The organism is Micromonospora sp. NPDC007220, from assembly GCF_040634035.1.
GTDB classification, from domain to species: domain Bacteria; phylum Actinomycetota; class Actinomycetes; order Mycobacteriales; family Micromonosporaceae; genus Micromonospora; species Micromonospora reichwaldensis.
On the sequence record NZ_JBEYEU010000044.1, the window covers coordinates 1 to 26,482 of the forward strand.

A 26,482-nucleotide genomic window follows, 5' to 3' on the forward strand; every position below is an offset into this window, starting at 1 on the left:
ATAGTCGACCTGGTCGCTGACGCCGTCGGTGCAGAGCAGCCAGACGTCGCCGGGGCGCAGCGACACCGCGAGCAGGTCCGCCTCCGGCTCGTCCGCGTGGAAGTTCCAAAAATCCCGCGTGACCCACGTCACCCCAGGTCGCGCCTCGTTGGGCAGGGCATGGACGTCTTCTCCCGAACGTTCCTCCCGGCCGCCTCCGAGGCCGGGCTGGCGGTGCAGACCGTCACCCGGCACATGCCGGTCTTCCGACGCTGCGTCGGTTCCGGCGACGCCACCATCCTCGTCACCCGGTGCGCCCGGCCGGACCGCCCGATGGCCGGCGAGTACCTGCTCCTGCTGACCCACCGACGGCTGGTCGTCACCCAGCAGACCCGCGTGCTGCACCGGCTGCGCCTGCACCTCAACACGGAACTGCGGGAGCTCAGCAACGTCACCTGGAGCCCCGACCCGCGCCTGCAGTCGGTCGAGATGGCCGCCACCGCGATCGACGGGATCCGCGAGCGGTTCCTCATCCGCACCCGCCACCCGAAGCAGGTGTGGCAGCTCGACGCCCTGCTCAACCACGCCTTCCGGACCCGGCTGCGGACGCCCCGGGAGCGGCTCGTCGCCACCATCGGCGAGGTGCCGCCGGTCGCGCGGCCCGTCGCCTTCCGGCCCGCCGTGGTGCGCTGACCGTCTTCTTACCGAATCCGAACATCCGCTGACCCGCGCGGCGGTACCGGGTCGGCAATCATGGGCCGGTGACCGTCGACGCCGCGCCTCGCGGGCTCGTCCTCGTGGTGGAGGACGAGCCGGCCATCGCCGACCTGGTCCGGCTCTACCTGACCCGGGACGGCTTCGGCGTACACCTGGAACGGGACGGGGCGGCCGGGCTGGCCGCCGCCCGCCGCCTGCGCCCGGTGGCCTGCGTCCTCGACATCGCGCTGCCCGCGCTGACCGGCACCGAGGTCTGCCGCCGCCTGCGCGAGGCCGGCGACTGGACGCCGGTCATCTTCCTCACCGCCCGCGACGACGAGGTGGACCGCGTCGTCGGGCTGGAACTGGGGGCGGACGACTACGTCACCAAGCCGTTCAGCCCCCGTGAACTGGTCGCCCGGGTGCGGGCGGTGCTGCGACGCACCGCCGGGACGCCCGAGGGCACGGGCCTGCCCCGGGTCGTCGGCGCGGTGGCCCTCGACCCGACCCGCCGCACGGTGACCGCCGCGGGCACCCCGGTCCAGCTCACCTCCACCGAGTTCGACCTGCTGGCGCACCTGATGGCCCGGCCGGGCCGGGTCTTCACCAGGGAGGAGCTGCTCGCCGGGGTCTGGGGCTACGCGGCGCATGCCGGCACCCGGACCGTCGACGTGCACGTCGCACAGGTCCGGGCGAAGCTGGGCGCGGCCGGCGTGATCCGCACCCACCGGGGCGTCGGGTACTCCGCCGATGGCTGAGCCGACCGACGCGCCGCCGGCGCCGCGGCACCGTCCCGGCCGGACGCTGACGTCCCGCGCGGTGCTGGTCACCTGCGCGGTCGCCCTGGTCTCGGTGCTGGTCACCGCGATCGTCGCGGTGCCCCTGGCGGTACGCGGCGTGGAACGACGCGACCAGGAGGCGCTGGCCGCCCAGGCCCGGCTCGCGGCCGCGGTGCTGCGTCCCAGGCTGGAGACCGGGCGCACCGCCGACGAGGAGCGGATCGTCCGGCAGCTGAACTCCCAGGGCGTCGACGCGTACCTCGTGCGGGGCGGGGTGGCCGAGCGCCCCGGCCTGCCGCCGAGGGTGGTGCGGCGCGTCGCCGAGGGGCGCAACGTGTCGACCCGCCGCCCGCTCGACGGCCGGCGCACGCTGATCGAGGGACGCGCCCTGCCCGGCGGCAACGGGGTGGTGCTGATCCGCTCCCGGCCCACCGCGCCGTGGCGGCAGGTGGTGCCCAGCCTCTGGCTGCCGCTGCTGGCCGGGCTCGCCGCCGGGGTGGCCGCCGGGCTGCTCCTCGCCCGCCGGCTGGCCCGACCGATCCGGCGCGCCGCCGACGCCGCCGCCCGGCTGCGCGCCGGGGACCGGGCGGTACGCGTGCCGGTGGAGCCGCCCGACGAGGTGGCCGACCTGGCGTACGCGCTGAACGGGCTGGCCGCCGCGCTGGCCACGAGCGAGGGCCGGCAGCGGGAGTTCCTGCTCTCCGTCTCGCACGAGCTGCGCACCCCGTTGACCGCGATCCGGGGTTACGCCGAGGCACTGGCCGACGGGGTGATCGGGCCGGCGGACGCGCCCGACGCGGGTCGTACCGTGCTCGCGGAGGCGCAGCGCCTGGACCGGCTGGTCAGCGACCTGCTGGCGTTGGCCCGCCTGGAGGCCGCCGACTTCCCGCTCGAACCGGTGGCGGTGGACCTCGCCCGGCTGGCCGCCGACGCGGGCCGGACCTGGGCCGACCGGTGCGCGAAGGTGGGGGTGCCGTTCCGCGCGGAGGTCCCGGACGCGCCGGTGCCGGTCCACACCGATCCGGGCCGGATCCGGCAGGTGGTGGACGGGCTGCTGGAGAACGCGCTGCGGGTCGTACCGCCGGGGGCGCCGATCGTGCTCGCGGTCCGGGCGGCCGGCGCGGACCCGCTGGCGGGCGGCGTCGTCGAGGTCCGCGACGGCGGACCGGGCCTCACCGACGACGACCTGGCGGTCGCCTTCGAGCGCGGCGCCCTGCACCAGCGCTACCGGGGGGTGCGCAAGGTCGGCAGCGGGTTGGGGCTGGCGCTCGCCGCCGGCCTGGTCCGCCGGCTCGGCGGGGACGTCGCGGCCGGGCACGCGCCGGAGGGCGGCGCCGCGTTCACCGTCCGGCTGCCCCCGGATCCTTACCGGATCCGAACATCGCTCTGACCCTCCGCTCGCCGGTGGGCGGGAGGCTGGGATTCCACGGACGAGAGGGAGACCCATGGCACGTTGGGGAATCGCCACCACCACGCTGCTCGCGGCGGTCGCGCTCGGCGTCGGCGGATGCGGTGCCGCCGGACCGGCCGGTCAGCCGGCCCGGGAGACCGCCGTCGAGGTCGCCGCGGCGCTGGGCGCGGAGGGGCAGGCGCTGGCCGCGCTGGGCTTCGACGCCGGCGACCTGGACGTCGAGCCGCTGGCCGCACCCGCCTCGCCGGAGGCGTCGCCGGGCGCGGCCGGGGAGAAGCGGCGGGAACGCGCCCAGGAGCGCCGCGAGCGCCGGCAGGCCCGGGTGCTGCTGCGGCGGGACGCCCTGCACGGCGAGGCCGTGGTGCGGACGAAGGACGGCGGTACGCGGACCGTCGCCGTGCAGCGGGGCGAGGTGACCGCCGTCGACGGCGACTCGATGACCGTGAAGTCCGCCGACGGCTTCACCATGACCTGGACCTTCGGCGACAAGCTGCGCGTCGTGGAGCGTCGCACGACGATCCGGTCCGCCGACGTGAAGGTCGGCACGACGGTCGGCGTGGCCGGTGCCAAGGAGGGTGACGGCGGGGTCGCCCGCCTGGTCGTCGTGCCGGCCCGGCAGAAGTAGGTGTGCATGTGGCCCGTCGGTGACGGCGGGCCACGCCACGCCGGTCAGCGCGGGCGGTGCCACCCGGGGAGGGCGGCACCGCCCGCGCGGGCGACTCAGTAGACGCGGGAGCCGATGAAGTCGTCGTGCCCGTAGCCGACCGGGTTGGCGAAGTTGCGGGACTCGAAGAACCACTGCTGGCGGCTGCTGGTGGAGCAAGCGGCCAGGCGCAGCCGGGGGGTGCCCAGCAGCGGGTTGTCGAACGCCAGGCAGAGGTTGGCGTTGCCGGCCGTCCGGATCTGGTTGCCGGCCAGCACGAACTTCTGGTTGGCGCCGCCGTGGCAGTCGTGGATGTTGACCGCCGTGCCGGCGCTCAGCGATCCGCCCGAGACGTCCAGGCAGCGGTCGTGGGAGAGCTCCGAGTGCAGCGACTGGCGGGTCGGGTCGTACCAGAAGCCCTGGTTGCGCCCGCCGTGACAGCCGTACGACTGCTGGGGGGTGCCGTTGCGCGAGTCGTAGCCCTTGCCGTCGACGCAGGTGCCCGTGGCGGCGTTGCGCAGCTGCTTGAACTCGAAGAGCCCGTCGTAGAGCACGCCGTTGCCGGTGCTGGCCGGGTCCACGCAGGTCGCCCGCTGCCGCCCGGAGTTGACGAACTGGGTGACGCACTGGGCGAACATGCCGTGTCCCCGCTTGTTCGGGTGGAACGACTGCCGGGCCGCGTTCTCGTCCCAGACGCCGATCTCGATGAACAGGCCGCGTACGGAGGTGCTGTCGGTGCACACCTCGTGGCCGTGGAAGAGGCGGCTGGCGTCCAGGTAGCGGGTGCCCGTGTTGGTCGCCGCCGCCCGCAGCGCCGACTCGAACATCGGCACCGCCTTGTTCCGCGCGAACGCGGCGTCGGCCAGGTAGAGCAGGCAGCCGCCCGCGTACCAGCCGGGGAAGTTCGGGTTGTCCTCGACGTCCGGGCTGCCCGGGCTCGGGTACGACATCAGCACCAGCTCGTAGTCCGAGCGCAGGTAGCCGGCGCCGGTCATGGTCTGCCGGATGTCGGTGAGCGCGTCCTCGACCGCCCGCCGGCTGCCGTCGGTGCGGACGCTCCACTGGTCGGTGTAGGTGGGGTGGCAGGCGCCCTGGAGGAGGACCCGGCGGACGGCGCAGTCGGTGGCGACCGGGCCGAACTGGATCGTGCCGTCGCCGTTGGCGCCGACCACCACCCAGATCAGCTTGATGTGCGTGTTGCGCGCCTTGATGGCCAGGTGGTCGCCCTGGTTCAGCTCGTTGTGCTGGGTGGGCCCGCCCCGGATCAGGTTCCACGGGGTCGCGCCGGAGCAGGCGATGTTGTACTTCTCGTCGGCGGTGAGGCCGGTGCGGAACACCGCCTGGTCGTACGAGCGGTCGCACCAGTTGCCGGGCTCGTGGGTGCCGGGCACGTAGTTGCCCACCCCCTCGCCCGAGATCTCGCTGTCGCCCATGGTGATCAGCGCGGTGCGGCGCTGCTCGATGGGGCGGACGGCGGGCGTGCCGTAGAGCGCGGTGGCCTCGGCGGCGCGGATCGTCTCCAGGTTGGCGGGGAGCGGCTGGACGGCCGGACGGTCGGCCGCGGTGGCGGGGGAGGCCGTTCCGGCGAGCATCGGCAGGACGAGAGCGGCGGCGGCGACGACGGTGAGGGCCCGTCGTCGGGTCGCGCGTTCGCGCCTGGCAGAGGAACCAAGCATCGACGCACTCCTTTCGGCTCGATCGCGGGACGTCGATCGAGTTACCAGAAGGTAGCGTCGGCTTCGAGGTATGTGAATGCGTCTCGTAATCGTTGCGCGCAGAGTGCAGAACCGGGCGATCCGGTCGAATCGCGCGGTGGTCGGCTTCCCGACGGGTCAGCTCCCCGGCGGGAGGGCGTAGCCCACGTAGCCCCGGAACTGCACGCGCCAGCCCGCCGGCACCAGCGCCGTGCACGCCGGCCGGCTGCCCGTGCAGACGATGGCGTCCACCGAGGCCGGGTCGGCCGGCGGGCGCCCGGGCAGCACCGACTGGAGCGCCACCAGCTCCGGCGGGCGGCCGTCCGCGCCGCGCAGCAGCAGCCACCAGGGGTACTCCCAGTTGTCGTTCTGCTGCACCAGGCCGATCCGGCGGGCGTCCGCCGCGCGTACCGCCCCGGCGGCCCAGCGGAACTCCTCCGCCCACTGGGGACGGCGCAGGAACCGGGTGTCCCAGTCGGAGGTGGTGAAGACCGAGCCCGCCCCGACCAGCCGGCGCGGGAAGCCGTACGACACCGCCAGCACCCCGGCCAGCGCGCAGCCGGCCAGCACGCTCACCGCGAGCCCGGCCGCCACCGGCCGCCGTCCACCCCCGCCGCCGGCCCGGCGCCGGAACAGCGCGTCCAGCCAGAGCCCCGCCAGCGGTACGGCCAGCGCCAGCGCGTAGAGCAGCAGGCGGTTGCCCCACGGCTGCCACTTGATCATGGCGGTGTGCAGCAGCACGGCCGCCACCACGACGACCGCGTACGCGCGCAGCGGACCCGCCTGCGCCGGGGCGACCCGACCGGGCCGGGCCAGCGCGTACGCGGCCCCGATCGCCGCCAGCGCCCCGGCCAGCGGGAAGGCCACCCGGTCCTCGTCCGGGTACCACGACGGCACCGGGAATCGTTCCCGCCCGAAGGTGGTGGCCCGGTCCTGCGGGTCCACCCCGATGATCCCGGCAGCGCCGACGATCGCCTCGGCACCCGCCCGACGCAGCGGCGCGAGCGGCGTGTCGAACGCGGTGTGCGCGATCCGCAGCGCGTTGACCAGCAGCGACGGCGGGTCGTGCCGTTCCATCGGAATGGACTCGCGCAGCCGGGGCGGCCCGAGCGGATGCCCGAACTCGGCGGTCACCCGGGCCAGGAACGGCCCGACCACCGCCACCGCCACCAGCAGGATCAGCGCCGACCCGGCGACCGTCCGACGCACCTGCCGCCGCGACCGGACGCCACCGGCCCGGGCCAGCCGGAGCTGGGCCAGCCCCCAGAGCAGCAGCAGCGGCCCGACCGCGACCAGGCCGCTGGTCTTGGTCAGCGCGGTCAGCCCGGTGGCCGCCCCCAGCGCCAGCATCGCCCCGGCCCCGGCGCGCCGGCGCAGCCCGTCCAGCGCCACCGTCGCCGCGCAGGCCACCCAGGCGGCGCAGACCAGGTCCGTCTGGGTGCTGGTCGCCTGGAGCGCCACCATCGGAGTGGTGGCGAGCACGAACGCGGTCAGCAGTTGGGCCCGCCGCCCCCCGCCGAGCTGCGCGGTGATCCGGGTGGCCGCCAGCAGTACGCCGACGCCGGCCGCCCACTGCACCAGGTGGTGCAGCGCGTCCCCGCCGGTGAACAGGCGCAGGTGCAGCAGCAGGTACTCGGCGCCGGGCGGGATGGTCACCTGCCGGTGGATGGCGGTGGGCCAGAAGTCCAGGCCGCCCTGCGCCACCCAGTGCTCCACCTTCGGCAGGTGGTAGGTCTGCGAGTCGAAGTTGTTCGGCTCGGCCAGCAGGGCGATCAGCAACTCGACCAGCAGCAGCCCGCCGACCGTGCCGGCGAGCAGCCGTTCACCCCGACCCGCCGTACGCCAGGCGTCAGCCAGCCGGGTCCACCAGCCGGCGTGGCGGGGTGCGACGCGGCGCGTGGCGGCCGGCGGCGGAGGAGGAGGGGGCGGAGCGCCGACGGCCGGGCCGGCCGTCGCGCCGACCAGCGCGGGCTCGGGCGCGGCGACGGCCTCGACGGCGCGGTGCGCGGCGGCGACCACGGCCGTGCCGCGCGCTTCGTCCCGGCGGCGTCGCCAGCCGACGGCGGCGAGCGCGCCGGCGAGGAACGTCAGCCAGGCCACGGCGAACGCCGGCAGGGTGAGCAGCCGCAGCACGCCCAGCAGTTCCACCGTGAGCACCGCGAACGCCCCGGTCACCAGAGCCGCCCGGACCAGCGCGAGGCGCCGCCCCGCCACGGTCCCGGCCGCGACCGGACGGAGCGCGACGGCGAGCAGTCCGATCGCGGCGACCGGCGCCAGGGCGAGCGGGTAGCCGACTGCCGACATGGCGGCAGTAAACACCATGAACCTGAGGTCGCCGCGCCCAATGCCCGCAGTGCTGAACACCGCGTCGTCAACCGCCAGGTTAGGCTAGGGCCGACATATCGTCGCCACCGTGGAGATTCCCGTGAAGCTCTCGATCCTCATGCCGGTCTACAACGAGGAAGAACGCATCGCGGATGCCCTCAAGCAGGCATTGGCGGTCGACTACCCGTGTGAGATCGAGCTGGTCGTGGTCGACGACGGCAGCCGCGACGGCACCGGTGAGGTCCTCGGTCGGGCCGACGACGCGCGCCTGCGGGTCATCACCCACCAGCGTAACGCCGGCAAGGGTGCCGCCATCAAGACGGCGGTCGACAACGCCGAGGGCGACTACATGGTCATTCTCGACGCCGACCTGGAATACGACCCGCTGGACATCCCGAAGCTGCTCGACCCGGTGCTCGACGGGCGGGCCACGGTGGTCTACGGCAACCGCACCTTCGGCAGCCACAGCGCCTACAGCTTCTGGTATGTGATGGGCAACAAGGGCGTCACGATGGCGGCGAACGTCCTGTTCAACTCCTACATCGGCGACCTGGAGACCTGCTTCAAGCTGATGCCGGTCGCGCTCTACCGCTCGCTCGACATCCGCTCGCGCGGCTTCGGCATGGAGGCCGAGGTCACCGGCAAGCTGCTGCGCCAGCGGATCCGCCCCTACGAGGTCCCGATCAGCTACCGCGCGCGGGGCCGCGAAGAGGGCAAGAAGATCACCTGGAAGGACGGCGTCGAGGCGATCTGGATCCTGGGCCGCGAGCGCACCCGCCGCCGCCCCCTCGGCGCCCCGACCCGCTGACCCCTCCCGCCCTCCCGCGTCACCCCCCCCCGCCACCGCCGGCCTCCACGCCGCCGCGGCCGGCGTGACTCAGCGGCCGGCCGGCACCGGCGCCGCGTCCAGGAAGTTGGCGACCGAACGGCGCAGCCCGGTGGCGTCCAGCCCGTGCCAGCGGGTGTGGTCCTCGGCCGAGCCGTAGCGGCGCAGCTCCTCCCGTCCCACGCCGAGCGCCAGCAGCCGGTGCGGCCGGTCGGCCAGGGCCGCCGACACCACCCGGGCCGACGTACCGACCAGGTAGGGCTCCACCAGGATCACCGCGTCGCCGGCCAGCGCCCGCAGCCCCGCCGTGTCGAACGGCCGCGGCCGGTGGGTGTAGGCCACCGTCACGCCCAGGTCGGCCACCGCAGCCACCGCCGCGTCCAGCACCGGCCCCACCGCGACCAGCAGCGGTGCGCCCGGCCCCGCATCCCGGACGACCCGCAGCGCGCCGCCGCCGCCGTACGGCCGGGCGTTGTGCAGCGTCGACAGCCGCAGGTACGCCGAGCCGTCGGCGGCCACCGCGTCCCGCAGCAGCGCCGGCACCTCGTCGGGGTGACCGGGAACGTGCACGGTCCAGCCGTGCAGGGTGTCGATCAGCGAGACGTCGGCCGGCGACAGGTGGGTCCGGCCGGCGGCCGCCCGGTCGTACGACGCGCCGATGCTGACCAGCACCGCGCCCACGCCCTGATGGTCCAGGTCGAGCTTGAGCTGCTCGTACGCCCGCTCGACGAGGAACGGGGCGTAGCTGTGCGCGATCGGCCGGAGCCCGGTCAGGGCGAGCCCGCCGGCCACACCCACCAGCAGTTGTTCCCGGATGCCGACGTTCAGCACCCGGTCCGGGTGCCGGTACGCGGCCGGCTCGAACGCGTCGGCGGAGATGTCGGCCAGCACCAGGGCCGTACGCGGATCCTCCGCCAGCAGCGCGGTGGTGGTCTCGATGAAACGGTCCCGCACGGTCACTCCCCCTGGTCGACGACCGCGACGACGACGTGCGGCCGGTGGTTGTCGTGCCCGGTCAGGGCCGTGTGCAGGGCGTCGTGGTCGTGCCCGTCGACCGTGGTGGCGGTCCAGCCGTTGACGGTGAACCGGGCCGCGGCGCCGCCCGCCCAGCCGTGCGTGGCCGAGCCGTTGTCGACCACGATCGCGGTCAGGCTGCCCAGCCCGGTCGCCCCCGCGTACGCGATCGCCTCGTGGTTGGAGCCCTCGTCCAACTCCGCGTCGCCGAGCAGCACGTGCACCCGGGGCGTCAGCAGGCCCTGGGCGCGCAGCCCGAGCGCGGTGCCCACGCCGAGCCCGAGCCCGTGGCCCAGCGAGCCGGAGCCGATCTCCACCCCGGGCACCAGCACCCGGTCGGGGTGGTCGCCGAGCCGGCTGGCGGGCCCGCCCTGGTCGTCGAGCCAGTCGGCGGGAACGAACCCCTTCGCGGCGAGTACGGCGTAGTAGCCGGCCACGGCGTGGCCCTTGGAGAGCAGGAAGCGGTCGCGCCCGGGGTCGTCTACGGTCTCCGGGGTGACCCGGAGGACCCGGTCGTAGAGCACCCAGAGCACGTCGACCGTGGAGCGGACGTTCGCGCTGAACTCCCGGCCCGCGCGCACCCGCTCGTACAGCGGCGCGACGGGTCCCGGCAGCGGCGGGGCGCCCGGGTGGCGGGGCGCGGCGGTGGGGTCACGGAGTGGCGCGGCGGTCGGGGCAGGACCCGCGCTGGCGGTGGTCGTGGTCATGCCGCTAGCCTGCAAGTTGAAGTCCACTTCAACTCAAGGCGACGTGATGCACGAGTCTCTGACCATCGGCCAGCTCTCCGTCCGCAGCGGCGTCGCGCCCTCGGCGCTGCGCTACTACGAGCGGCTCGGGCTGATCCGGGCGGAGCGGACGGGCGGCAACCAGCGCCGCTACGCCCGCACCGAGCTGCGCCGGGTGGCTTTCGTCCGGATCTCCCAGCAGGTCGGCATCTCGCTGGAGGAGATCCGGGAGGCGCTGGACTCCCTGCCCGCGTCCCGCACGCCGAGTGCGGAGGACTGGGCGCGGCTCTCCGCGACCTGGCGGGAGCGGCTGAACGAGAAGATCCGGCTGATGACGAAGCTCCGCGACGACCTCGACGGCTGCATCGGCTGCGGCTGCCTGTCCCTGCAACGCTGCACGCTCAACAACCCTGGCGACTCCCTCGCTGGCGAGGGCCCCGGCGCCCGCCTGGTGCTCCCCCGCGAGGTCGCGGATCCGACGTCGGCGTCCTGACCCGCCGGGGCGGACCGCGCGTCAGCCGGTCGTGAGCAGCACCTTGCCGACGTGGTCGTTCGACTCGACCAGCCGGTGCGCCCGCGCCGCCTCCGTGATCGGCACCCGTCGGTCCACGACCGGCCGGACCGCCCCCGACTCGACCAGCGGCCACACCTGCTCGCGGACGCCGCGCACGATCCCCGCCTTCTCCTCCAGCGGCCGGGACCGCAGCGCGGTGGCCGCGATCGTGCCCCGCTTGGCCAGCAGCGCCCCGAGATCCAGCTCGCCCTTGCGGCCACCCTGCATGCCGATCACCACCAGCCGGCCGCCCGTGGCCAGCGCCGCCACGTTCCGGGGCAGGTAGGCCGCGCCCATGATGTCGAGGATGACGTCGGCGCCCCGGCCGCCGGTGACCCGCCGGACCTCCTCGACGAAGTCCTGCTCGCGGTAGTCGATCGTGTACGCCGCCCCCAACTCACGCAGCCGCTCGTGCTTGGCGGCCCGGGCGGTGACCGCCACAGTGGCGCCCAGCGCCACCGCGAGCTGGATCGCGAAGGTGCCGATCCCGCTGCCGCCGCCGTGCAGCAGCAGCGTCTCGCCCTTGGCGAGCCGGGCCACCTGCACCACGTTCGACCAGACCGTGCAGGCGACCTCGGGCAGCGCCGCCGCGTCGACCAGATCGACGCCGGCCGGCACCGGCAGGAGCTGCCCGGCCGGCACCGCGACCCGCTCCGCGTAGCCGCCGCCGGCCAGCAGCGCGCAGACCTCCCGGCCCACCTCCCAGCCGGCCACGTCGGGCCCGATCGCGCTGATCACCCCGGAGCACTCCAGCCCGGGGTACGCGGGCGCGCCCGGCGGCGGCGGGTAGTGCCCCTGCCGTTGCAGCAGGTCGGCCCGGTTGACCGCGCTGGCCCGCACGTCGACGACCACCTCGCCCGGGCCGGGCTCGGGATCGGGCACCTCGCTCCAGACCAGTGCGTCGGGTCCGCCGGGCTCCGGGACAGTCATCGCGCGCATGTTCCGTGTCTACCCCATCCGCCCGTCGGTCCACGCCCGGGCCAGGATCTCGTCCACCGTCCGCGTCGGGGTCAGCGCCGAGGTGTCCAGCCAGAGCCCGATCCGGGGCGTCTGCGCCCGGAAATCCGCGTCCAGGTCGGCGACCGGCCAGTCCCCGTACCCCTTCTTCTCCCGCGCCTCCTCGCGGGCGGCGACGGCCTCGGGGCTCGGCGCGAGCACCACGACCGCCAACGGCCGGTGCCGGATCCGGTCGACCATCGCCGGCAGCTCCGCCCCGAGGACCACGTCCTGGAGCACCACGGTGAAGCCGGCGGCGGCGTACCGGTCCGCCGCCGACGCGGCGAGGTCGTAGCGCAGCCGCAGCTGCCGCCAGGCCTCCGCCGACGGCTCGGCGGTCATCTCCTCCCGGCCGCTGACCACCATCCGCCGGAAGACGTCGCCGCGCAGGTGCACCGCGCGGGGCAGCCGCCGGGCCAGCGCCTCGGCCACAGTGGACTTTCCGGCGGCCATGATTCCGCTGATCAGCACCACCGACGGGGTCTCCCACACGCCGTCGATCATGCCAGCGCGGGTGCGGTGCCCGCTCGCCCGCAGCGGGTCCGTGGCAGACTAGGCACGTCGCGCACCCTGCGGGGAGCGTGGCCCGGGAGGGTTCGCCTAGTGGCCGATGGCGCTGGTCTTGAAAACCGGTAAGGCAGCGATGTCTTCGTGGGTTCGAATCCCACACCCTCCGCTTCCTGAGCAGCAGAGAGCCTGGGCAACCAGGTGTCGTCAGCAGCGGAGGTAGGTGCCGCACAGCGGCGGCGCGTCGACGCGACAGACCTTCCAGCCGCCGCCGAGGCCCTTCTCCTCCGTGGTGTGGAAGCGCCACCGGTGGGTGGCGCCGGTGAAGGTGACGCTCCCCGTGGAGTCGACCTCCGTGAACCGGAGGTCCACCATCGTCGAGACCGTGCCGTCCGGGTCGGTCTGCCAGTTGGTCGTCTCGACCCGCACGCCGAACGTGACCTGCGACTCGACCTGTTTGCGCAGGTCGCGAGCCTGCCGAAACAGCTCGTCCTGATTGTCGCCGCACAGGCACCGGTTGATGTCGGGGTTCTCGTCCGGCTGGAAGACCGCCAGGAGGTACGCCTCGGCCGCCGCAGCGGGCGTCTTCTCGCCCCGGCCTGCCTCGATCGCCCTCGTCACCGCCTGCCTGACCGGCGCGCCGATGCAGGCAATCGCGAAGGCGACGGCGGCGGCGATCGTCGCGCGGCGACGCCACTGACGAGCGGTGAGAGGCATCTCGAGCACCGGGCGAGACTACGTGCCCGAGCGACGACGGGCGGGGGCGCGAGGCGGTCGGGCGCGTGTCACACGACGGCCAGCGGGCGTACGGGCGAGCCCGTGCCGCCGACGATCGGCAGCGGGGCGAGGACGAACAGGAACTCGCTCACGCCGGCCTCCGCCAGCGAGTCCAGCCGCAGGTGCTCGACGATGTAGATGCCCGCCTCCACCAGCAGCAGGCGGTGGACCGGTAGCACCCGGAACCCGGCGCCGGCAGGGATCTGCTCGTAGGCGGTGGTGTCCGCGCCCGTCAGGGCGACCCCGTGCTCCGCGAGCCAGCCCGCGCCGGAGGGGTCGACGCCGGGCACCCCCGTGTCGAGACCCAGGTAGGCCGCCGGATCCGACCAGTGCCGGGCCCAGCCGGTACGCACCAGCGCCACGTCGCCCTCGGTCAGCCGCACACCCGTACGCCGCAGGCACCGTTCGAGGTCGTCGGCGGTCACGCCGTACCCGCCGGGAAGGACGTCGACTTCGTGGGCCGAGGCGACGTCCAGCAGCACCCCCCGCCGGACGAGCGGCGGAATGGTCTCGGCGCCGTGTACGCCGAACCGGCCACCCGATTGCGCCTCGGCGGCGTCGTGGCCGCCGTGCAGCAGCCCGTCCTGCGAGATGTGTGACAGCGCGTCGACGTGGGTCCCGACGTGCGCGCCGGTGACGATCAGCTCGCCGGCCGACGAACCGCCGTCGGCACGCACCACGTCGCCGTGCCGGCGGAGCAGGGCCAGGCGGAACCCGGGATGGTTCGGCGCACAGGGCATCCCCTCCTCGAACGGCTGGGCGAGGTCGTGGATGGTGACGCCCGCGGCGACGGCGTCCAGGAGTGCGGTCATGGCGGTGATCCTGTCTCTGCGGGGATGACGGATGCGTGCCGGGCCGATTCCGGGTGCGGTGATGATTCTCCGTAATGGCTCCGCCACGTGTCCGGCACGGGTCACGCGACGAAATCGAGATTGCAACGGCCGATGTCGTCGCCGTCGCGTGTGAAGCGGGACCAGCCGACGGCCGGTCACTGTACTCGGCGACCCCGGACCGGTCGACCCCTGAAATGTTCGACACTTACCGTGTCTGCAATCAATACCGCGAGTTCGCCCCTGCCCGCCAAGCCGCTCGTGCCGTACACTCGCATCCGATTCAATAGCGAGTCGGGCGAAGGGGTGCGGTTCACGGTGCGACACGACAATTCGGACTGCAATTTCGCGGAATTGAACGCGCCGCTGGTGGCCGCGCTTCAGGCCGAGCCGGCGCGGTCCGCGCTCGTCGCGGCAGCGCCGTCGGTACGGCGCTTCATGGACGATCTCGGTGCCACCCGGATGCGGTTCATCCCCTATCCGCTGGTCATCGACCGGGACGAGTTCGACCGGATGGCGGAGGCGGCCTGCGCCATGATCGAGGCGCAGACGGCGGTGATCCGCGAGTTCCTCCGGTCGGGGCCTCCCGAGAAACTGTTGACGGAATTCGGCCTGCCCGCCGAGATCGCGCCCTTCGTCAATTGGGAACAATTGGATTCCGTCGAGCAGGTCTTCGCCCGCGTCGACGTGCTGCCGACCCCGTCCGGATACCAGTTCTGTGAATTCAACATCGACTCGTCGATTTCCGGATTCGAGTTCCACGACTGCTATCAGGTGATGGGTGAGGCGGTCGACATTCCGTGGCTCGCCGGCACGCCGCGGCCTGAGGAACAGATCGCGGACGTCGTCATCAGGGCTTTCCACCAGGGCAGTTTCGACCGGGTGGTGGTGTGTGACTGGTCGAGCCGCATCGGGGTCGGCTACTTCGGCTTCGAGTTGCTGACCGAGACGCTGCGCCGGCGCCTGCCCGACGTGCCGGTCGAGCTGGTCTTCCACGCCGACTATCCGGAGCGGTGGCTCGATCCGGCAGCCGGAAAGCGCACCCTGGTCTATCGCGGCTTCATGCACGAGGACATGGACGACGACTACGACTTCATCACCCGGCTGGTCGGCAGCGGCGCCTCCGTGATCAACCTCTTCGAGGCCGAGATCCGCACGCACAAGCGCTGGTTGGCGATGCTCTGGGAGGAGCGCTTCGCCAGCCTGCTGCCCGAAGGCGTGCGCGACATGGTCGCCCGGTACGTGCCCCACACCGTCTCGGTGACCCCGGAGAACCGTGACCGCCTGCTGGCGGACCGCGCCGAGTACGTGTTCAAGTTCGGGCACTCGTCCGGCGGGCACGACGTCCTGCTCGGGGCCGACCATGACGCGGACACGATCGCCGCCCGGCTGGCCGAACGCGGCCCCGACGGCTGGCTCGCCCAGCGCCGCGTGCAGCTCGCCGAGTGCCGGTTCGCCCCCGAGGCCGATGCCGAGCCGGTGCCCCACCACGTGGTGCTCGGGCTCTACGTGCTCGGCGGCGAGTGCTCCGGCATGAACATCCGCGCCGACCGGGGCTCGGCCGTGGTCAACATCCACCAGTCGGCGGCCAGCGGCTGGGCCATCCCCATGGACGCCGACGAACGGCGACAGCTCATCGAGCGCGTGCGGGCGATCGGGCCGGCGGCCCGCGAACGACACTGACACCAGTTGGAGGCACGATGGAAATTCCCCTTTACCAGGTCGACGCGTTCACCGACCGGGTGTTCTTCGGCAATCCGGCCGCGGTCTGCCCCCTGGACGAGTGGCTCAGCGACGAGGTGATGCAGGCGATCGGCCTGGAGAACAACCTCGCGGAGACCGCGTTCATCATCGACCGGGGCGACAGCTTCGCGCTGCGCTGGTTCACGCCGTCGATGGAGGTCGACCTGTGCGGGCACGCCACGCTCGCCGCCGCCCACGTGGTGCTGAACCACCTGCGGCCCGAGTGGGACGAGGTCACCTTCCACTCCAACACGGGTCCCCTCGTCGTCAGCCGTACGCCGGAGGGGCAGTTCGTGATGTCCTTCCCCGCGTTGCCGCGCGAGCGGGTCGACCCGCCGGAGGCCCTGCTCGCCGGGCTGTCGATCGCGCCCACCGCGGTGTACGGGGGCATGGACTACATGGCGGTCTACGACAACGAGGAGGACCTGCGCGCGATCGAACCCGACCAGCGGATGCTCGGGACCCTCGACCGGCGCGCGGTGGTCGTGACGGCCCCCGGCATCTCCTCCGACTTCGTCGCCCGCTTCTTCGGCCCCAAGCAGTCGATCCCGGAGGACCAGTTCACCGGGTCGGCCCACTGCATGCTGATCCCCTACTGGGCGGAGGAGCTGGGCAGGACCAGCCTGACCTCCCGGCAGTTCTCTCCCCGGCTCGGCAAGACGCTGACCATCCACGCCAACTGCGAGCTGCGTGGCGACCGGGTCATCCTGGGCGGGTCGACGCGCCAGTACCTCGCCGGCGTCATCACGCTGGACGACGACGAGGTCGCCCGGCTCAGTCGCTGAGCTGCCGTGCCTCCGGCCGCGCCCCGTCGGCCGCCGCCCCTCCGGGCGGCGGCTCCGGGGCCGGCTCGGACTCGGGCTCGGACTCGGGCTCGGTGGGCATCTCCACCACCCGACGCAGCGGCGAGAAGTACAGCGGAACGATGGAGACGAGTTCGCCCGCGACCGCGAGCGCGAGGGTCTGGCGGACGCCGATCACGTTCGCGACCAGCCCGGCGACCGACGCGCCCAGCGGGATCACGCCCCAGACCAGGAACCGCATCGTCGCGCTCAACCGCGCCTGCATGCCCGGCGCGCACAGGGCCTGCCGGACCGACAGTTGCAGGATGTTGGAGACGACGATGCATCCCGAGGCGATGCCGTAGCCGATGCCGGCGACGATCAGCCAGCCACCGCTGCGCGCGAACGGCAGCGGAATCGAGGCGATCCCCGCCAGCACGCACGCGCCGAGGACCGTCGGCCCGACGCCGAAGCGCCGGGACAGCCGGACCGCCGAGAGCGCGCCGAGGGTCGCGCCGGCACCGGCGCCGGAGAAGATGATCCCGATGTACGCCGACGGCAGCCGCAGCACCGACGCCAGCAGCAGCAGGAACATGGTGGTGGTCGCGATGTTGCAGAAGTTGTACGTCGAGCTGCGGATCGCCATCACCCGGAACATCGGCACCCGCAGCACGTACCTGATGCCGTCGCGCACGTCCCGGACCAGCGTGGTGTTGCGTGCCGGCGGGGCCGCCGCCGCCCCGGTCACCCGGATCCGGCTGAGCAGCACGGTGGCGATGCCGAAGCAGACGGCCGCCGCGCCGAGCACGTACGACGACGTGGCCAGCGCCAACAGGAAGCCGGCGATGGCGGGGCCGGTGATCTCCGCCAGCGAGAGGGTGAACTCCACCCGCGAGTTGGCGCCGGGCAGCAGCTGCCGGTCGACGATCCGCGGCAGGACGCTCTGGTAGGAGATCCCCAGGAAGACCGTGCACAGGCTCCCCGCGAACATCAACGCGTACAGCGCGGGCATGGTGAGGTTGCCGGCCAGCGCCAGTGCCGCGACGACCCCGAACACGGCCGTACGGCCCAGGCTGGAAAACACCAGGACCCGTTCCCCGCGCCGGCGGTCGATCCACGCGCCGGCCGGTAGTCCGAGGAGCAGGAAGCCCAGGAACTCGCAGGTCACCAGGAAACCGACCTGCGCCGGTGTGGCGTTCAGGGTCTTCACGGCGAACAGCGGAATGACGACCGTCGCCACCTCGAAGCCGAACTGGCTGACGGTCTCGGCGCTCCACAGCAGGCGGAAGTTCTTCTTCAGGGTGATCTCCTACCCGTGACCGGCGGCGATGTTCAGGCCCCCGGGTGCAGCAGCACCGGTGCCAGCAGGACGTTCGAGATGCCTCGGACCACGGTCCCCGGCACGGTGGTCAGGCGGCAGGTGAAGCCGGTGTGCCCACCGGGCCCGTAGTGCATCCCCCACACCGCGTACCAGTCCCGTTCCGTGACGCCGTCGGTGTCGAAGCCCGGCTCCGCCCGCTGGACGACCCTCCGTTGCAGGATGTGGCGACCGCTCTCGGCCGCCGCGGCGAGCGCCGCCCGCCACGTCTCGTCGTCGACCGTCCAGCCGGCCACCGTGCCCTCGCCACGGGCCAGGGTGGTGGGTTTCAGGATGGTGTCCGCCCGGTCGCCGACGAAGCCGGTCAGGTCGGTGGCCGTGTCGACGTGGGTCGTCTCGGGGAGGACGCGCCGCAACGCGGCGCGTTCGCCGTCGGTCAGCGCGTCCTGCACCTCGGGGAGCCACACCAGGGCGAGGCACGCCTTGCTGTTGTACATGTCGTGCACCGGCGAGGTGGCCATCGGCGGCAGGGCGGAGCCCGGCTCCGGATGCAGCCGCTGCCAGGCCGCCACGGGGTCCGGCTCCTCCGCGAGTTCCGTCAGGTTGAACAACCGCAGCAGGTGGGTCACCCCGGCGACGTGGCCGGCGACGCTGCCGTCCGGCTCGTGCAGGTCCGCGACCTCCGCCAGGCGGGTCCGCAGCGGACGATCGGAGTACGCCTCCAGGCACTCGCCCAGGGGACGCCAGTCGCCGGCCCACTCCGCGAGGGCGCCGGTCGCCTCGACCATCAGCACCTCCGCCTGCCCGGGCGCCTCGGCGTCGTGCCCCGTACGCGTGGTCTCCACCGTGCGCAGCAGGTCGAGCAGGGCGGTGATGGGGTCGAGGTGTCGCAGTCCGTGCCGCTCGGCGAAGGGCCGGAAGGCCGGCTCCGCCATGACGGCGGGGAGCCAGGCGGTGCGTTCGGCACCGCCGACGGCGGGGCTCAGGCCCAGCTCCAGGACCTTGAAGCCGGTCCCGTCGTGGATCAGGTCGGCGCGGCCGTACGGCACCAGGGCGGGCAGGTCGGTTCCGGCCAACAGCGGGCGCAGCACCTCCGGCACGTCGGTCAGCGCGCCGAACGCGGCCGTGCTGCCACCCGCGAGCAGGTGCGGCAGCCGCCCCACGACGTCGAGCAGCACCGTGAAGTCGGCGTAGAACGACGTGAGCTCCCGCTCGTCGACGAACATCACCCGGTGGAAGCTCTGTGCCTCGATGTCGGGCCCCAGCACCCGGCCGGCGGTGCGCGCCGGCAGATCCGGTGGCAGCTCACCGTCGCGTATCGCCCGCAGGTAGTCGGTCGCCGGGTCCTGCGACGCCGACCGGTGCGGCGCGCTCATGCGGCTGCCTCCCGCGTGGCGGCGGCCCGCCGGCGGGCGCATGCGGTGCCGCCGACGGTCAGCCGTGGCGTGCGCTGGTCAGGCCGACAGGAACAGGGCACCCGCTGCCTCCAGTTCGCGTAGCTGGCGGTAGTCATCCGAGATCGTCTCCGGGCTCTCGTGGACCAGGAAGACCAGGCCCGGGGTCGTGTACGAGTTGACGGTGACCTGCAACGGGTCGCCGGTCTCCAGGTAGGTGTCGACGGTGTGGAAGGACGGCAGCCCGCGCAGCAGGCGCAGATCGTAGCCGGCGAGGGTCCCCGAGTGGCGGGACAGCAACTGCACCATGGCGGCGTGCCGGCGGAGCACGGGACGCCAGCCCTCGCGGACCCGGGCGGCGAAGCGGTCCGGGGCCACGATCGTCTCGGCCACCAACTGCACCGCGTTGGTGCCCGTCGCCTCGGTCAGTTGCGAGATGTCGATCGAGCCCATGAACCGGGCGCCGGTCTCGACGAGCACCGGCTCACCGGCGATCATCATGACCTCCGTGTGCGCCGTCCCCTCGCGGATGTCCAGGGCGTCGAGCACGGTCCCGACGAAGCCGTGCAGCTGGTCGAAGACGGCATCGCGCGGATCGACGAGCCGTTCCAGGTCGTAGAGCGCCGTCCCGCCCTCGTGCCGCTTCCTGGTGTGCCAGATGTCCGAGACGACGTACCCGCCCCCCGCCGACACGGTGTTGACGGCGTACTCGTCGCCGGTCATGAACGGCTGGACGAGCAGTTCCCCGATCGGGTCGCCGAACACGTCGGGTGCGCCCAGCCAGCTCTTGAACGCGGTGTCGAGGTCCGCCTCGGAGCGGCACCGCAGGAAGCCGAAGCTGCCGGAACTGGCTCGGGGCTTGACGACGGCGTCGCCGAGCCAGCCCCCCGCGCGCAGCCACTCCGCCGCCTCGTCGCGGGAGGCGGTGCTCAGGTGCGGGATGACGGCGACGCCCCCGGCCGCCGCGGCGCGTGCCATGTGGTGCTTGTCGCGGCGGCACCGGGTGGTCGCCGGATCGTTGCCGGGCACGCCGAGCGCCCTGGCCAGCTGGTCACCCAGCTCGACCCCGGTCTCGGCGCCGGCCACCACGCTGCGCGCGCGCAGGCCCGCCCGGTCGAGCCGGTCGACGATGGTGCTGACGTCGCCGTCGTGGAGGTAGTTGTCGAGATAGGCGTGGTCGACGCCGGTACGCAGGAGGAACTGCGGCAGGTCCGGGTCGCTCTGCACGTGCACCGCGCCGAAGCCGTAACCGGCGAGGGCCGGCGCGAGCGCGTTGGCCGTCGAGTACCCGTCCACGACGACACAGACTTGGCTGGCGTGTCGCATGATCCGCCTCAGGACTCTCGGGCCAGCAGGAAGTACGTCCGCATCGGGGGGATCATGTCGAGCCGCGCGGCCACGGGCGAGTGCCGGGCCGCCCCCTCCAGCAGGTCGAACACGTTGTCCGGGGTGATGTCCCGGGTGAACATCGTCTTGATGGCGATCTTCAGGAAGTCCCGGTAGTTGGTGGTGTCCATGAGCACCCCGGCGCGCTCGAACGCGGCGAGTTCCTCCTGGTCGACCGGCTGCCGCGCGACCTGGTGGGTGCTCGGGATGCTGGGCGACTGGACCTCGCCGGTGAAGCAGGCGGCGAGCGAGTCGGCCTCGAAGTCGAGCACGAGGTGGGTGCGGTCCTTCGTCCACCCGGAGACCGCGCTGTGGGCCTGGGTGGCGTCGAGGAACCAGATCTCACCGACGTTCATGTGGTAGAGCGTCGAGTTGTGCGAGCTGACGCAGGACTCGTGGGTCTCCAGCGGAAGGTGGATCCGGATCAGGTTGCTGTCGAGTTCGAGGTAGTCCCGGTGCGGCACGAGCGCGCTGCCGGGGGTCAGCCGGGCGAGCCGGCCGTACTTGAGGCGGGACATGTCGAACAGCTCACCCACCAGGTGCCGCACGTACGGCAGGCGCTGGCCCAGGTCGGTGACGACGGCCGGGCCCTCGAACGGGTCGAGTCCCGCGTCGAGGCCGAGGCCCGTGCCGTTCCACACCGCGCAACTCTTCCAGGCGCCGCAGACGAAGTCGCTGTACTTGTCCGTGTAGGGAAACGACGCCATGGTGTCGAGGTCCGTGGCGAGGCTGTCGGCGTCGATGTCGCACGTGCCGAGGATGCCGGTTTCGGTCGAGTTCATAACGGTGGTCATGGTCGGTACCTTCCAGCGGGGTGAGGGGCGGAGCCGCACGTCGTCGGGAGGGCGGCCGGCGTGACTCACACGCCGAGTCGCTCCTTGAGCTCGGCGAAGAAGGGCACGTGGAGGAACTCCCGCTTCTCCTCGTCGTACCGGGTGTACCGGCGGGTGAAGTCGATCAGTCCCGCGCGGGCGGCCTCGACCCCCTCGGTCAGGACGACGTCCTCCAGCTCGGTGATCTCGGTGACGAGCGTGCTCAGCGCCTCGGGCAGGCTCGGCAGGAGCCGGATGCGCCCCTCGTCGATAGTCAGGGCGCCCTGCCCGCGCAGGTAGTTGAAGAGCAGCTGCGACGCGATCGCGTCGTAGTTCGGCTTCGGGATCCCCTCGACCGAGTACCGGAGCAGCCGCTCGGCCAGGACGAACTCGAAGGTCAGCGCGGCGAGCTCACGATCGATGTCGGCGTCGTCGAGGCAGACCAGCATCGACTTGACGTCGACCCGCATCTCCTCCAGGCCGGCCAGCGGCTTGTAGCTCTTCGCGGACAGGAACTGCGGGATCGGCATGCTGCCCGTGCGGTGGTGGAACTCGTGCAGCCGTACCCAGGAACCGGCGGCCCGCTCGACGCCGGAGTCGTCGACGCCGGACAGCAGCGGGAACGAGCCCGGAACCATGGCGGCGTCGATGAGCCGGCGGGTGAGGCGGTGCCGGGCGACGAACTTGTCGATGAAGTAGAAGATCAGGTCGTCCGGTTCCTGGCGCCCGTCGATGTGGTTCTCCGGGAAGAGCGCCACGACGACCCGACTGTCGAAGCCGGCGCTGTGCCGGAGCAGGTTGACCGGCATCGTCGGGCTCGGGTAGCGGTCCACCAGCACGGGGTCGGACGGGATGGGCTCGTACTCCAGGTAGTCCAGACCGAGGGTCGGGAAGTACGCGGCCGAGAACACGGACAGGAGCCTGTTGTCGGCCCGCGAGTTGATGTGCCGCTTCGTGGCCGTGAGCTGCGGCGTGTCGTGTGCGCCGGACAGGTCCTCGACGAGTGCCCTGGCCACGGGCTGGGCACCGAGCGACGCCGAGTCGGCGATCCAACCGGCCAGCCGGCGCAGCGCCTCCGGCGATCCGGGCTCGGTCTCGCGCTGGTAGCGGGCACGCAGCTCGTTCACTTCGTTGACGACGGCGTCTGTTTCCACTGTTGGCAGGGACGATCGCATGGCAGCTCCTTTCCTCGGAACCGGATGACTCCGGCGGTCGCCACCACGGGCCCGGGGCGTCGTCGGTGGCGGCCGTCAGTGCCGTTCTCGGTTGGTCGCGCTACGACAGGTCCCGGGCGAAGTCGTCCAGCAGGTCCGCCCACGCCGGGACGTACGACTCCGCGAGCGCGACGAAGTGCTCCGCCTCGGCCGGGGTGGAGACCAGGTGACTCATACCGGCCTCGTCGTCGCTGACGGACGCGGCGTGGCCCGTCTCCGCCCGGATGTGCGAGTCGATCCAGGCGTAGTCGCGCTGCTCGGGAAGGACCTGGCGACCATCCACGGTGACCTTGCCGTACAGGCGCCGGAACGCGACCGCGATGTCGAGGGCGATGGTCTCCACGACACGGAGCTGGACCGCGCCACCCAGCTCCTCGGCCGCCATGGAGTCCATGACGTCGAGGATGCGGGTCAGCGCGGCGGATTCGGCGGGCGCGTCCGCGCTGCCCAGGGCCGAGCGCAGCGGCGCGCAGATCGTGTCCGCCCACCACAGGTAGTGGACACCGTCCACACCCTCCGGCGCGACCTCCGCGAAGGCCGCCGCCCGATTGTCCAGATCGTCCCCGATGACTCGGTACGCCATCTGATACGCTCCGAGTACCTCTCGACTCACTGTGTAGTCGCGAGCCAGGCGTCGCCCGTGGGCACCGAGGCTGGAGATGGTGGTGAACATGAACGCCTGAGTGGTCCGCTGCCACTTCTCCGCGATGCGCAGCGCACCGGCGGGGCTCACCGAGGTGGCCTCCTTCGCGCCCGCGAAGAACCGGTTGTTGCGTCGGGTGAGGCCTGCCTCGTCGATCAGTCGATCGATGGTGGCGTCGGCCTGCACACGGAGGTCGGTCAGGTCGAGTGCGGTGGTCATCGTGCCCTCCTCGCTTGTAGGGACCAGGCGGAGTGCTCCCCGAAGCCCGCCAGGACAGGCCGATGTCGACGAAGGTCATCGAGTCGACGCGGGCCTATGATCATCGAATCTGGTGTATCGCGCAACGGGAAGACGGCCGAACCCCTGTGCTGCCCCCTAAGCGGGTGGCGACCCCTCGTGCGTTGCCTCAGGAGCGGGTAGTAGTTCCCGCCAGTTAAGCGTGACCAGCGTCAACTCGACGCGAGCGACGGTACGGCGCGGGCCAGACCGCTGTCCGGCTCGTCGGCGTCCACGAACGGCGCCGCCAGTCGCTCCGGCACCCCCATGTTGCGCGCGAAGATCCCGAGCCGGCGCTGCCAGGCGGGCACATCGGTCGGTGGCGCGATCGGCACGGTGCCGCGGGCGACCAGCTCGGCGTACTCGTCGCGATCCGCGTTGCCGGTGGCGATCGAGTGCCGGAGGGCCGCCTCCAGGTCGCGCTGGGCGTTGACGACGCACATCGTCCACTTGAGCAGGACGGTCGCGGTGCAACCGGGTGCGACGTCGAGCACCCCGGCGTTGCGCCGCAGCCGCGACGAGTCGGTGGTGTTGATCGCCACCTTGAGGTGGGCGGACACCACCTCCGCGCCGCGCACCTCCGGATACCACTGGCTGAGCTGACGGAGCGCCAGTTGGGCGCGCTCGGCCGCCTCGGGGTGACCGTTGCGCAGGAAGTGCCGGAAGTCGTCGGGCAGCGCGTAGGTCGTCGGGTCGACGCGGTGCACCGCGATGTGCGCCGCCGGCGGGTAGTAGACGAGCGCGGTGTCCTGGCTGAAGGGACTGAACATGCCGCCGTACTCGTCCTCGAGCTTCAGGCACGTGTAGTTCTTCGTGGTGCGCTCGGGCAGCTCGACGAAGAGGATCTGGCGCAGCGCCATGTAGATGGGGGGCAGCGCGAGCGACGGGTTGAGACGGCGCGCGATCGCCGGGGTCTCGGTGGCGGCACAGAGGGCGACCTGGTCGGCGACGATCGTCTGCCGCGCGCCGTCCTCGACGTACTCCACCTCGTAGGTGCCGTCGGAGCGGCGGCTCACCCCGGTCACGTCGGCGCCACCGCGTACCTCGACGCCGCTGCGGCGCAGCTCCTGGTCGAGCAGCGCGGTGACCACGACCGGGTTGATGCCCCGTTGCGGAGTGACGAAGGCGGCGCCGACGTCGGCGACCCCGTCCGGCGCGGGGATCTCGCGGCAGACCTGCTCCGGCGCGCCGAACAACGAGTTGGCCGGGTCCTCGGCGCAGAGCTGCGCGTAACGGTCCTGGATGACCCGCATGTTCTCCCGGCACTGGCCGATGATGTCGGTGCCGCTGTCCTGCATGGCCTGGGAGGCGATGACCCGGCTGTGGTCTTTGCCACCGAAGACGAGGTCGGGGAAGAAGCGTTCGTTGACCAGGCGCCCGTCGAAGCAGTCCCGGGCGCTCTGCGGATCGAACGGATACTCGGCACCGCTGTGGTTCTCGCTGACGATGTTGCTGGCCCCCGTGCAGATCGGGTGGGCCTCGGGCGAGCGGGCCTCGGCCCGCTCCAGCAGAAGGACCCGGTATCCCGCGCGGCTACGCATGATCGCGGTCAGGCAGCCCGCGATACCTCCGCCGATCACGATGTGCAGCTCGGTTCGCTTCACTCTGTCAATCCCTCTGTCATGGGCAACGATCCTTTGCCGCAACACGAGCTGAACCAGGTCCCGGTTTCGACACCGTGCCCGGCCGGACAGCGCGTCCTGCTACGGATCTTGGGGTGGAAGAGCGGTGAGGTGGCAGGCCGGGGGACGTTGGCTGGAGGAGGGGTGCCCTCGTTGGCGGTAGACGGTAACAAACTTCGATCAACCCCGGAAGGATCTTCCGATAGGACAGGGGTTCGAGCGACCGGGCCCGCTCGCACCGCTCTCACCAGCGCCGATGCCGGATCGGGGGCGCCCACGTTCGCGCTCCGGAGCGGATGACGCCGATCTGTACCCTCTCTGCCATGTCTGGTTCCCCCCTCGTCAACGACCTGCGTGCGGCGCTCGGCGACGCCGTGCTGACCGACCCCGACCTGCTCCGGATGCACCGCAAGGACGAGGCCGATCTGTGCGAGGCCGGCACCCCGCTGGTCGTCGTCCGTCCACGTCGCACGGCCGATGTGGTCGAGGCGGTGAAGATCGCCGGGCGGTACGGCGTGCCGGTGGTGCCGCAGGGGGCGCGTACTGGGCTGGCGGGCGCGGCGAACGCGGTCGACGGCGCGGTGGTGATCAGCATGGTCGCGATGGACGCGGTGCTGGAGATCGACCCGGTCAGCCGGATCGCCGTGGTGCAGCCCGGGGTGGTCAATGCGGCGTTGTCGGCGGAGGTGGCGAAACAGGGGTTGTGGTATCCGCCGGATCCGGGATCGTGGGAGATGTCGACGATCGGTGGGAACGTCTCCACCAACGCGGGTGGCATGTGCTGCGTCAAGTACGGCGTGACCACCGAGTACGTGTTGGGTCTGGAGGTCGTGTTGGCTTCCGGGGAGGTGTTGCGCACTGGTCGGCGTACCGCCAAGGGGGTGGCGGGGTACGACCTCACCCGGCTCTTCGTGGGTTCCGAGGGCACCCTCGGGGTGATCACGGAGGTGACGGTGGCGCTGCGGCCCGCGCCGGCGGAGTCGCTGACCATGGTGGCGGTCTTCCCGACCACCGCCGCCGCCGGTCGGGCGGTCGCCCGGATCGCTGAACACGGACTCACCCCCAGCCTGCTGGAACTGATCGACCGCACGTACCTGCGGGCGATCGAGGCGTACCGGCCGATGGGCCTGCGTACCGACGTCGAGGCGCTGCTGCTGGCGTCGGCGGACACCGGACCCCAGGCCGCCGGGGACCTGGCGCGGCTCGCCGAGCTGTGCGAGGCGGCCGGCGCCGACGAGATCCACACGGCCACCGACGCCGTGGAGGCGGCGGCCCTGTTGCAGGCCCGCCGGCTGGGGCACGCGGCGATGGAGAAGTTCGCCAGGGAGTCGTTCCCCGCCGGCAACGGTGGGATGGTGATCGACGACGTGGCGGTGCCCCGGGCGGCGTTGGCGGCGCTGCTCGACGGGGTGGCCCGGATCGCGGCGGAGTGCGACGTGACCATCGGCGTGGTCGGCCACGCCGGCGACGGCAACATGCACCCGAACATCGTGGTGGACCGGGCCGACCCGGCGAGCCTCGAACGCGGCCGGCGCGC

The 26,482-nt window shown here is 72.6% G+C and carries 24 protein-coding genes and 1 tRNA gene; 10 read left to right on the plus strand and 15 right to left on the minus strand.

Annotated features, from left to right (window positions below; genetic code table 11):
• Positions 1–159 precede the first annotated feature (159 nt).
• The 4 genes from ABZ573_RS31645 (at position 160) to ABZ573_RS31660 (ending at position 3,490) form a co-directional block, all read left to right on the plus strand.
• On the plus strand, positions 160–672 hold the full coding sequence (locus ABZ573_RS31645; RefSeq protein ID WP_151456808.1) for a hypothetical protein: 513 nt from the start codon (positions 160–162) through the stop codon (positions 670–672).
• Positions 673–740: 68 nt separating this feature from the next.
• Complete coding sequence (locus ABZ573_RS31650; protein ID WP_151456807.1) at positions 741–1,433, plus strand: response regulator transcription factor; 693 nt, start codon at positions 741–743, stop codon at positions 1,431–1,433.
• The gene (locus tag ABZ573_RS31655; protein WP_358122743.1) at positions 1,426–2,844 is read left to right on the plus strand and encodes a HAMP domain-containing sensor histidine kinase; all 1,419 of its coding nucleotides are present in this window, start codon (positions 1,426–1,428) and stop codon (positions 2,842–2,844) included. Before ABZ573_RS31650 ends, ABZ573_RS31655 begins: the two co-directional genes overlap by 8 nt.
• A 55-nt stretch (positions 2,845–2,899) precedes the next feature.
• A complete protein-coding gene (locus ABZ573_RS31660) occupies positions 2,900–3,490 on the plus strand; it encodes a hypothetical protein (RefSeq protein ID WP_151456805.1) in 591 nt (196 codons plus the stop codon).
• Between the two features lie 95 nt (positions 3,491–3,585).
• On the opposite strand, the gene ABZ573_RS31665 is transcribed toward ABZ573_RS31660, so the two are convergent.
• Both ABZ573_RS31665 and ABZ573_RS31670 read right to left on the minus strand, forming a co-directional pair.
• Positions 3,586–5,184 carry a ricin-type beta-trefoil lectin domain protein gene (locus ABZ573_RS31665; protein WP_358122745.1) on the minus strand — a complete coding sequence of 533 codons (1,599 nt, stop codon included), beginning with the start codon at positions 5,182–5,184 and terminating at the stop codon, positions 3,586–3,588.
• A gap of 156 nt (positions 5,185–5,340) precedes the next feature.
• Complete coding sequence (locus ABZ573_RS31670; RefSeq protein WP_327029970.1) at positions 5,341–7,506, minus strand: hypothetical protein; 2,166 nt, start codon at positions 7,504–7,506, stop codon at positions 5,341–5,343.
• A 121-nt stretch (positions 7,507–7,627) separates the two neighbouring features.
• Here ABZ573_RS31670 and ABZ573_RS31675 point away from each other — a divergent pair, with 121 nt between their 5' ends.
• Positions 7,628–8,335 (plus strand): glycosyltransferase family 2 protein, encoded by a 708-nt coding sequence (locus ABZ573_RS31675; RefSeq protein ID WP_327031122.1) that lies wholly within the window; start codon positions 7,628–7,630, stop codon positions 8,333–8,335.
• A gap of 69 nt (positions 8,336–8,404) precedes the next feature.
• Here ABZ573_RS31675 and ABZ573_RS31680 read toward each other — a convergent pair whose 3' ends face one another.
• Together ABZ573_RS31680 and ABZ573_RS31685 are read right to left on the minus strand one after the other, a co-directional pair.
• Positions 8,405–9,307 (minus strand): transketolase, encoded by a 903-nt coding sequence (locus tag ABZ573_RS31680; protein ID WP_327029969.1) that lies wholly within the window; start codon positions 9,305–9,307, stop codon positions 8,405–8,407.
• A gap of 2 nt (positions 9,308–9,309) precedes the next feature.
• On the minus strand, positions 9,310–10,074 hold the full coding sequence (locus ABZ573_RS31685) for a transketolase (protein ID WP_327029968.1): 765 nt from the start codon (positions 10,072–10,074) through the stop codon (positions 9,310–9,312).
• Positions 10,075–10,120: 46 nt separating this feature from the next.
• Between ABZ573_RS31685 and soxR the strand changes: the two genes are divergently transcribed.
• Complete coding sequence (gene soxR, locus ABZ573_RS31690; protein ID WP_327029967.1) at positions 10,121–10,585, plus strand: redox-sensitive transcriptional activator SoxR; 465 nt, start codon at positions 10,121–10,123, stop codon at positions 10,583–10,585.
• 21 nt (positions 10,586–10,606) lie between these two features.
• Here the strand turns inward: soxR and ABZ573_RS31695 are convergent, their stop codons facing one another.
• A complete protein-coding gene (locus ABZ573_RS31695; RefSeq protein ID WP_327029966.1) occupies positions 10,607–11,584 on the minus strand; it encodes an NAD(P)H-quinone oxidoreductase in 978 nt (325 codons plus the stop codon).
• A gap of 9 nt (positions 11,585–11,593) precedes the next feature.
• Entirely contained in the window at positions 11,594–12,145 is a 552-nt protein-coding gene (locus ABZ573_RS31700) for an AAA family ATPase (protein WP_327029965.1), read from the minus strand.
• Between the two features lie 85 nt (positions 12,146–12,230).
• Here ABZ573_RS31700 and ABZ573_RS31705 point away from each other — a divergent pair.
• A tRNA-Ser gene (locus ABZ573_RS31705) sits at positions 12,231–12,317 on the plus strand.
• A gap of 38 nt (positions 12,318–12,355) precedes the next feature.
• Here ABZ573_RS31705 and ABZ573_RS31710 read toward each other — a convergent pair.
• Both ABZ573_RS31710 and ABZ573_RS31715 read right to left on the minus strand, forming a co-directional pair.
• On the minus strand, positions 12,356–12,874 hold the full coding sequence (locus ABZ573_RS31710) for a hypothetical protein (RefSeq protein WP_327029964.1): 519 nt from the start codon (positions 12,872–12,874) through the stop codon (positions 12,356–12,358).
• A gap of 59 nt (positions 12,875–12,933) precedes the next feature.
• A complete protein-coding gene (locus tag ABZ573_RS31715) occupies positions 12,934–13,737 on the minus strand; it encodes a cyclase family protein (protein WP_327029963.1) in 804 nt (267 codons plus the stop codon).
• 231 nt (positions 13,738–13,968) lie between these two features.
• Here ABZ573_RS31715 and ABZ573_RS31720 point away from each other — a divergent pair, with 231 nt between their 5' ends.
• On the plus strand, positions 13,969–15,438 hold the full coding sequence (locus ABZ573_RS31720; RefSeq protein WP_151453776.1) for a circularly permuted type 2 ATP-grasp protein: 1,470 nt from the start codon (positions 13,969–13,971) through the stop codon (positions 15,436–15,438).
• Positions 15,439–15,455: 17 nt separating this feature from the next.
• Positions 15,456–16,283 carry a PhzF family phenazine biosynthesis protein gene (locus ABZ573_RS31725; RefSeq protein ID WP_327029962.1) on the plus strand — a complete coding sequence of 276 codons (828 nt, stop codon included), beginning with the start codon at positions 15,456–15,458 and terminating at the stop codon, positions 16,281–16,283.
• Here ABZ573_RS31725 and ABZ573_RS31730 read toward each other — a convergent pair.
• The 7 genes from ABZ573_RS31730 to ABZ573_RS31760 all read right to left on the minus strand — a co-directional run bounded on the left by ABZ573_RS31730 (position 16,273) and on the right by ABZ573_RS31760 (position 24,927).
• Complete coding sequence (locus ABZ573_RS31730; RefSeq protein ID WP_358122759.1) at positions 16,273–17,586, minus strand: MFS transporter; 1,314 nt, start codon at positions 17,584–17,586, stop codon at positions 16,273–16,275. The two genes, ABZ573_RS31725 and ABZ573_RS31730, sit on opposite strands and share 11 nt — an antisense overlap.
• Positions 17,587–17,612: 26 nt before the next feature.
• Complete coding sequence (locus tag ABZ573_RS31735; protein WP_151453779.1) at positions 17,613–18,974, minus strand: hypothetical protein; 1,362 nt, start codon at positions 18,972–18,974, stop codon at positions 17,613–17,615.
• A gap of 78 nt (positions 18,975–19,052) precedes the next feature.
• Complete coding sequence (locus tag ABZ573_RS31740; RefSeq protein ID WP_151453780.1) at positions 19,053–20,318, minus strand: hypothetical protein; 1,266 nt, start codon at positions 20,316–20,318, stop codon at positions 19,053–19,055.
• An 8-nt stretch (positions 20,319–20,326) separates the two neighbouring features.
• Entirely contained in the window at positions 20,327–21,172 is an 846-nt protein-coding gene (locus ABZ573_RS31745; protein WP_358122750.1) for an aspartyl/asparaginyl beta-hydroxylase domain-containing protein, read from the minus strand.
• A gap of 65 nt (positions 21,173–21,237) precedes the next feature.
• The gene (locus ABZ573_RS31750; protein ID WP_358122752.1) at positions 21,238–22,317 is read right to left on the minus strand and encodes a DUF6421 family protein; all 1,080 of its coding nucleotides are present in this window, start codon (positions 22,315–22,317) and stop codon (positions 21,238–21,240) included.
• Positions 22,318–22,465: 148 nt separating this feature from the next.
• A complete protein-coding gene (locus ABZ573_RS31755; RefSeq protein ID WP_151453783.1) occupies positions 22,466–23,266 on the minus strand; it encodes a DUF6202 family protein in 801 nt (266 codons plus the stop codon).
• 230 nt (positions 23,267–23,496) lie between these two features.
• A complete protein-coding gene (locus tag ABZ573_RS31760) occupies positions 23,497–24,927 on the minus strand; it encodes an FAD-dependent oxidoreductase (RefSeq protein WP_358122754.1) in 1,431 nt (476 codons plus the stop codon).
• A 341-nt stretch (positions 24,928–25,268) separates the two neighbouring features.
• Here ABZ573_RS31760 and ABZ573_RS31765 point away from each other — a divergent pair.
• On the plus strand, positions 25,269–26,482 hold a 1,214-nt coding region (locus ABZ573_RS31765; protein WP_358122756.1), incomplete at its 3' end, for an FAD-binding protein.

What these genes read in the sequence shown, in the direction of transcription:
- ABZ573_RS31695 (WP_327029966.1), bottom strand. Translation starts at nt 11,584, where the DNA reads ATGCGCGCGATGACTGTCCCGGAGCCCGGCGGACCCGACGCACTGGTC.
- ABZ573_RS31745 (WP_358122750.1), bottom strand. Translation starts at nt 21,172, where the DNA reads ATGACCACCGTTATGAACTCGACCGAAACCGGCATCCTCGGCACGTGC.
- soxR (WP_327029967.1), top strand. Translation starts at nt 10,121, where the DNA reads ATGCACGAGTCTCTGACCATCGGCCAGCTCTCCGTCCGCAGCGGCGTC.
- ABZ573_RS31660 (WP_151456805.1), top strand. Translation starts at nt 2,900, where the DNA reads ATGGCACGTTGGGGAATCGCCACCACCACGCTGCTCGCGGCGGTCGCG.
- ABZ573_RS31725 (WP_327029962.1), top strand. Translation starts at nt 15,456, where the DNA reads ATGGAAATTCCCCTTTACCAGGTCGACGCGTTCACCGACCGGGTGTTC.
- ABZ573_RS31740 (WP_151453780.1), bottom strand. Translation starts at nt 20,318, where the DNA reads ATGCGACACGCCAGCCAAGTCTGTGTCGTCGTGGACGGGTACTCGACG.
- ABZ573_RS31655 (WP_358122743.1), top strand. Translation starts at nt 1,426, where the DNA reads ATGGCTGAGCCGACCGACGCGCCGCCGGCGCCGCGGCACCGTCCCGGC.
- ABZ573_RS31685 (WP_327029968.1), bottom strand. Translation starts at nt 10,074, where the DNA reads ATGACCACGACCACCGCCAGCGCGGGTCCTGCCCCGACCGCCGCGCCA.
- ABZ573_RS31735 (WP_151453779.1), bottom strand. Translation starts at nt 18,974, where the DNA reads ATGAGCGCGCCGCACCGGTCGGCGTCGCAGGACCCGGCGACCGACTAC.
- ABZ573_RS31700 (WP_327029965.1), bottom strand. Translation starts at nt 12,145, where the DNA reads ATGATCGACGGCGTGTGGGAGACCCCGTCGGTGGTGCTGATCAGCGGA.
- ABZ573_RS31715 (WP_327029963.1), bottom strand. Translation starts at nt 13,737, where the DNA reads ATGACCGCACTCCTGGACGCCGTCGCCGCGGGCGTCACCATCCACGAC.
- ABZ573_RS31645 (WP_151456808.1), top strand. Translation starts at nt 160, where the DNA reads ATGGACGTCTTCTCCCGAACGTTCCTCCCGGCCGCCTCCGAGGCCGGG.
- ABZ573_RS31755 (WP_151453783.1), bottom strand. Translation starts at nt 23,266, where the DNA reads ATGACCACCGCACTCGACCTGACCGACCTCCGTGTGCAGGCCGACGCC.
- ABZ573_RS31670 (WP_327029970.1), bottom strand. Translation starts at nt 7,506, where the DNA reads ATGTCGGCAGTCGGCTACCCGCTCGCCCTGGCGCCGGTCGCCGCGATC.
- ABZ573_RS31665 (WP_358122745.1), bottom strand. Translation starts at nt 5,184, where the DNA reads ATGCTTGGTTCCTCTGCCAGGCGCGAACGCGCGACCCGACGACGGGCC.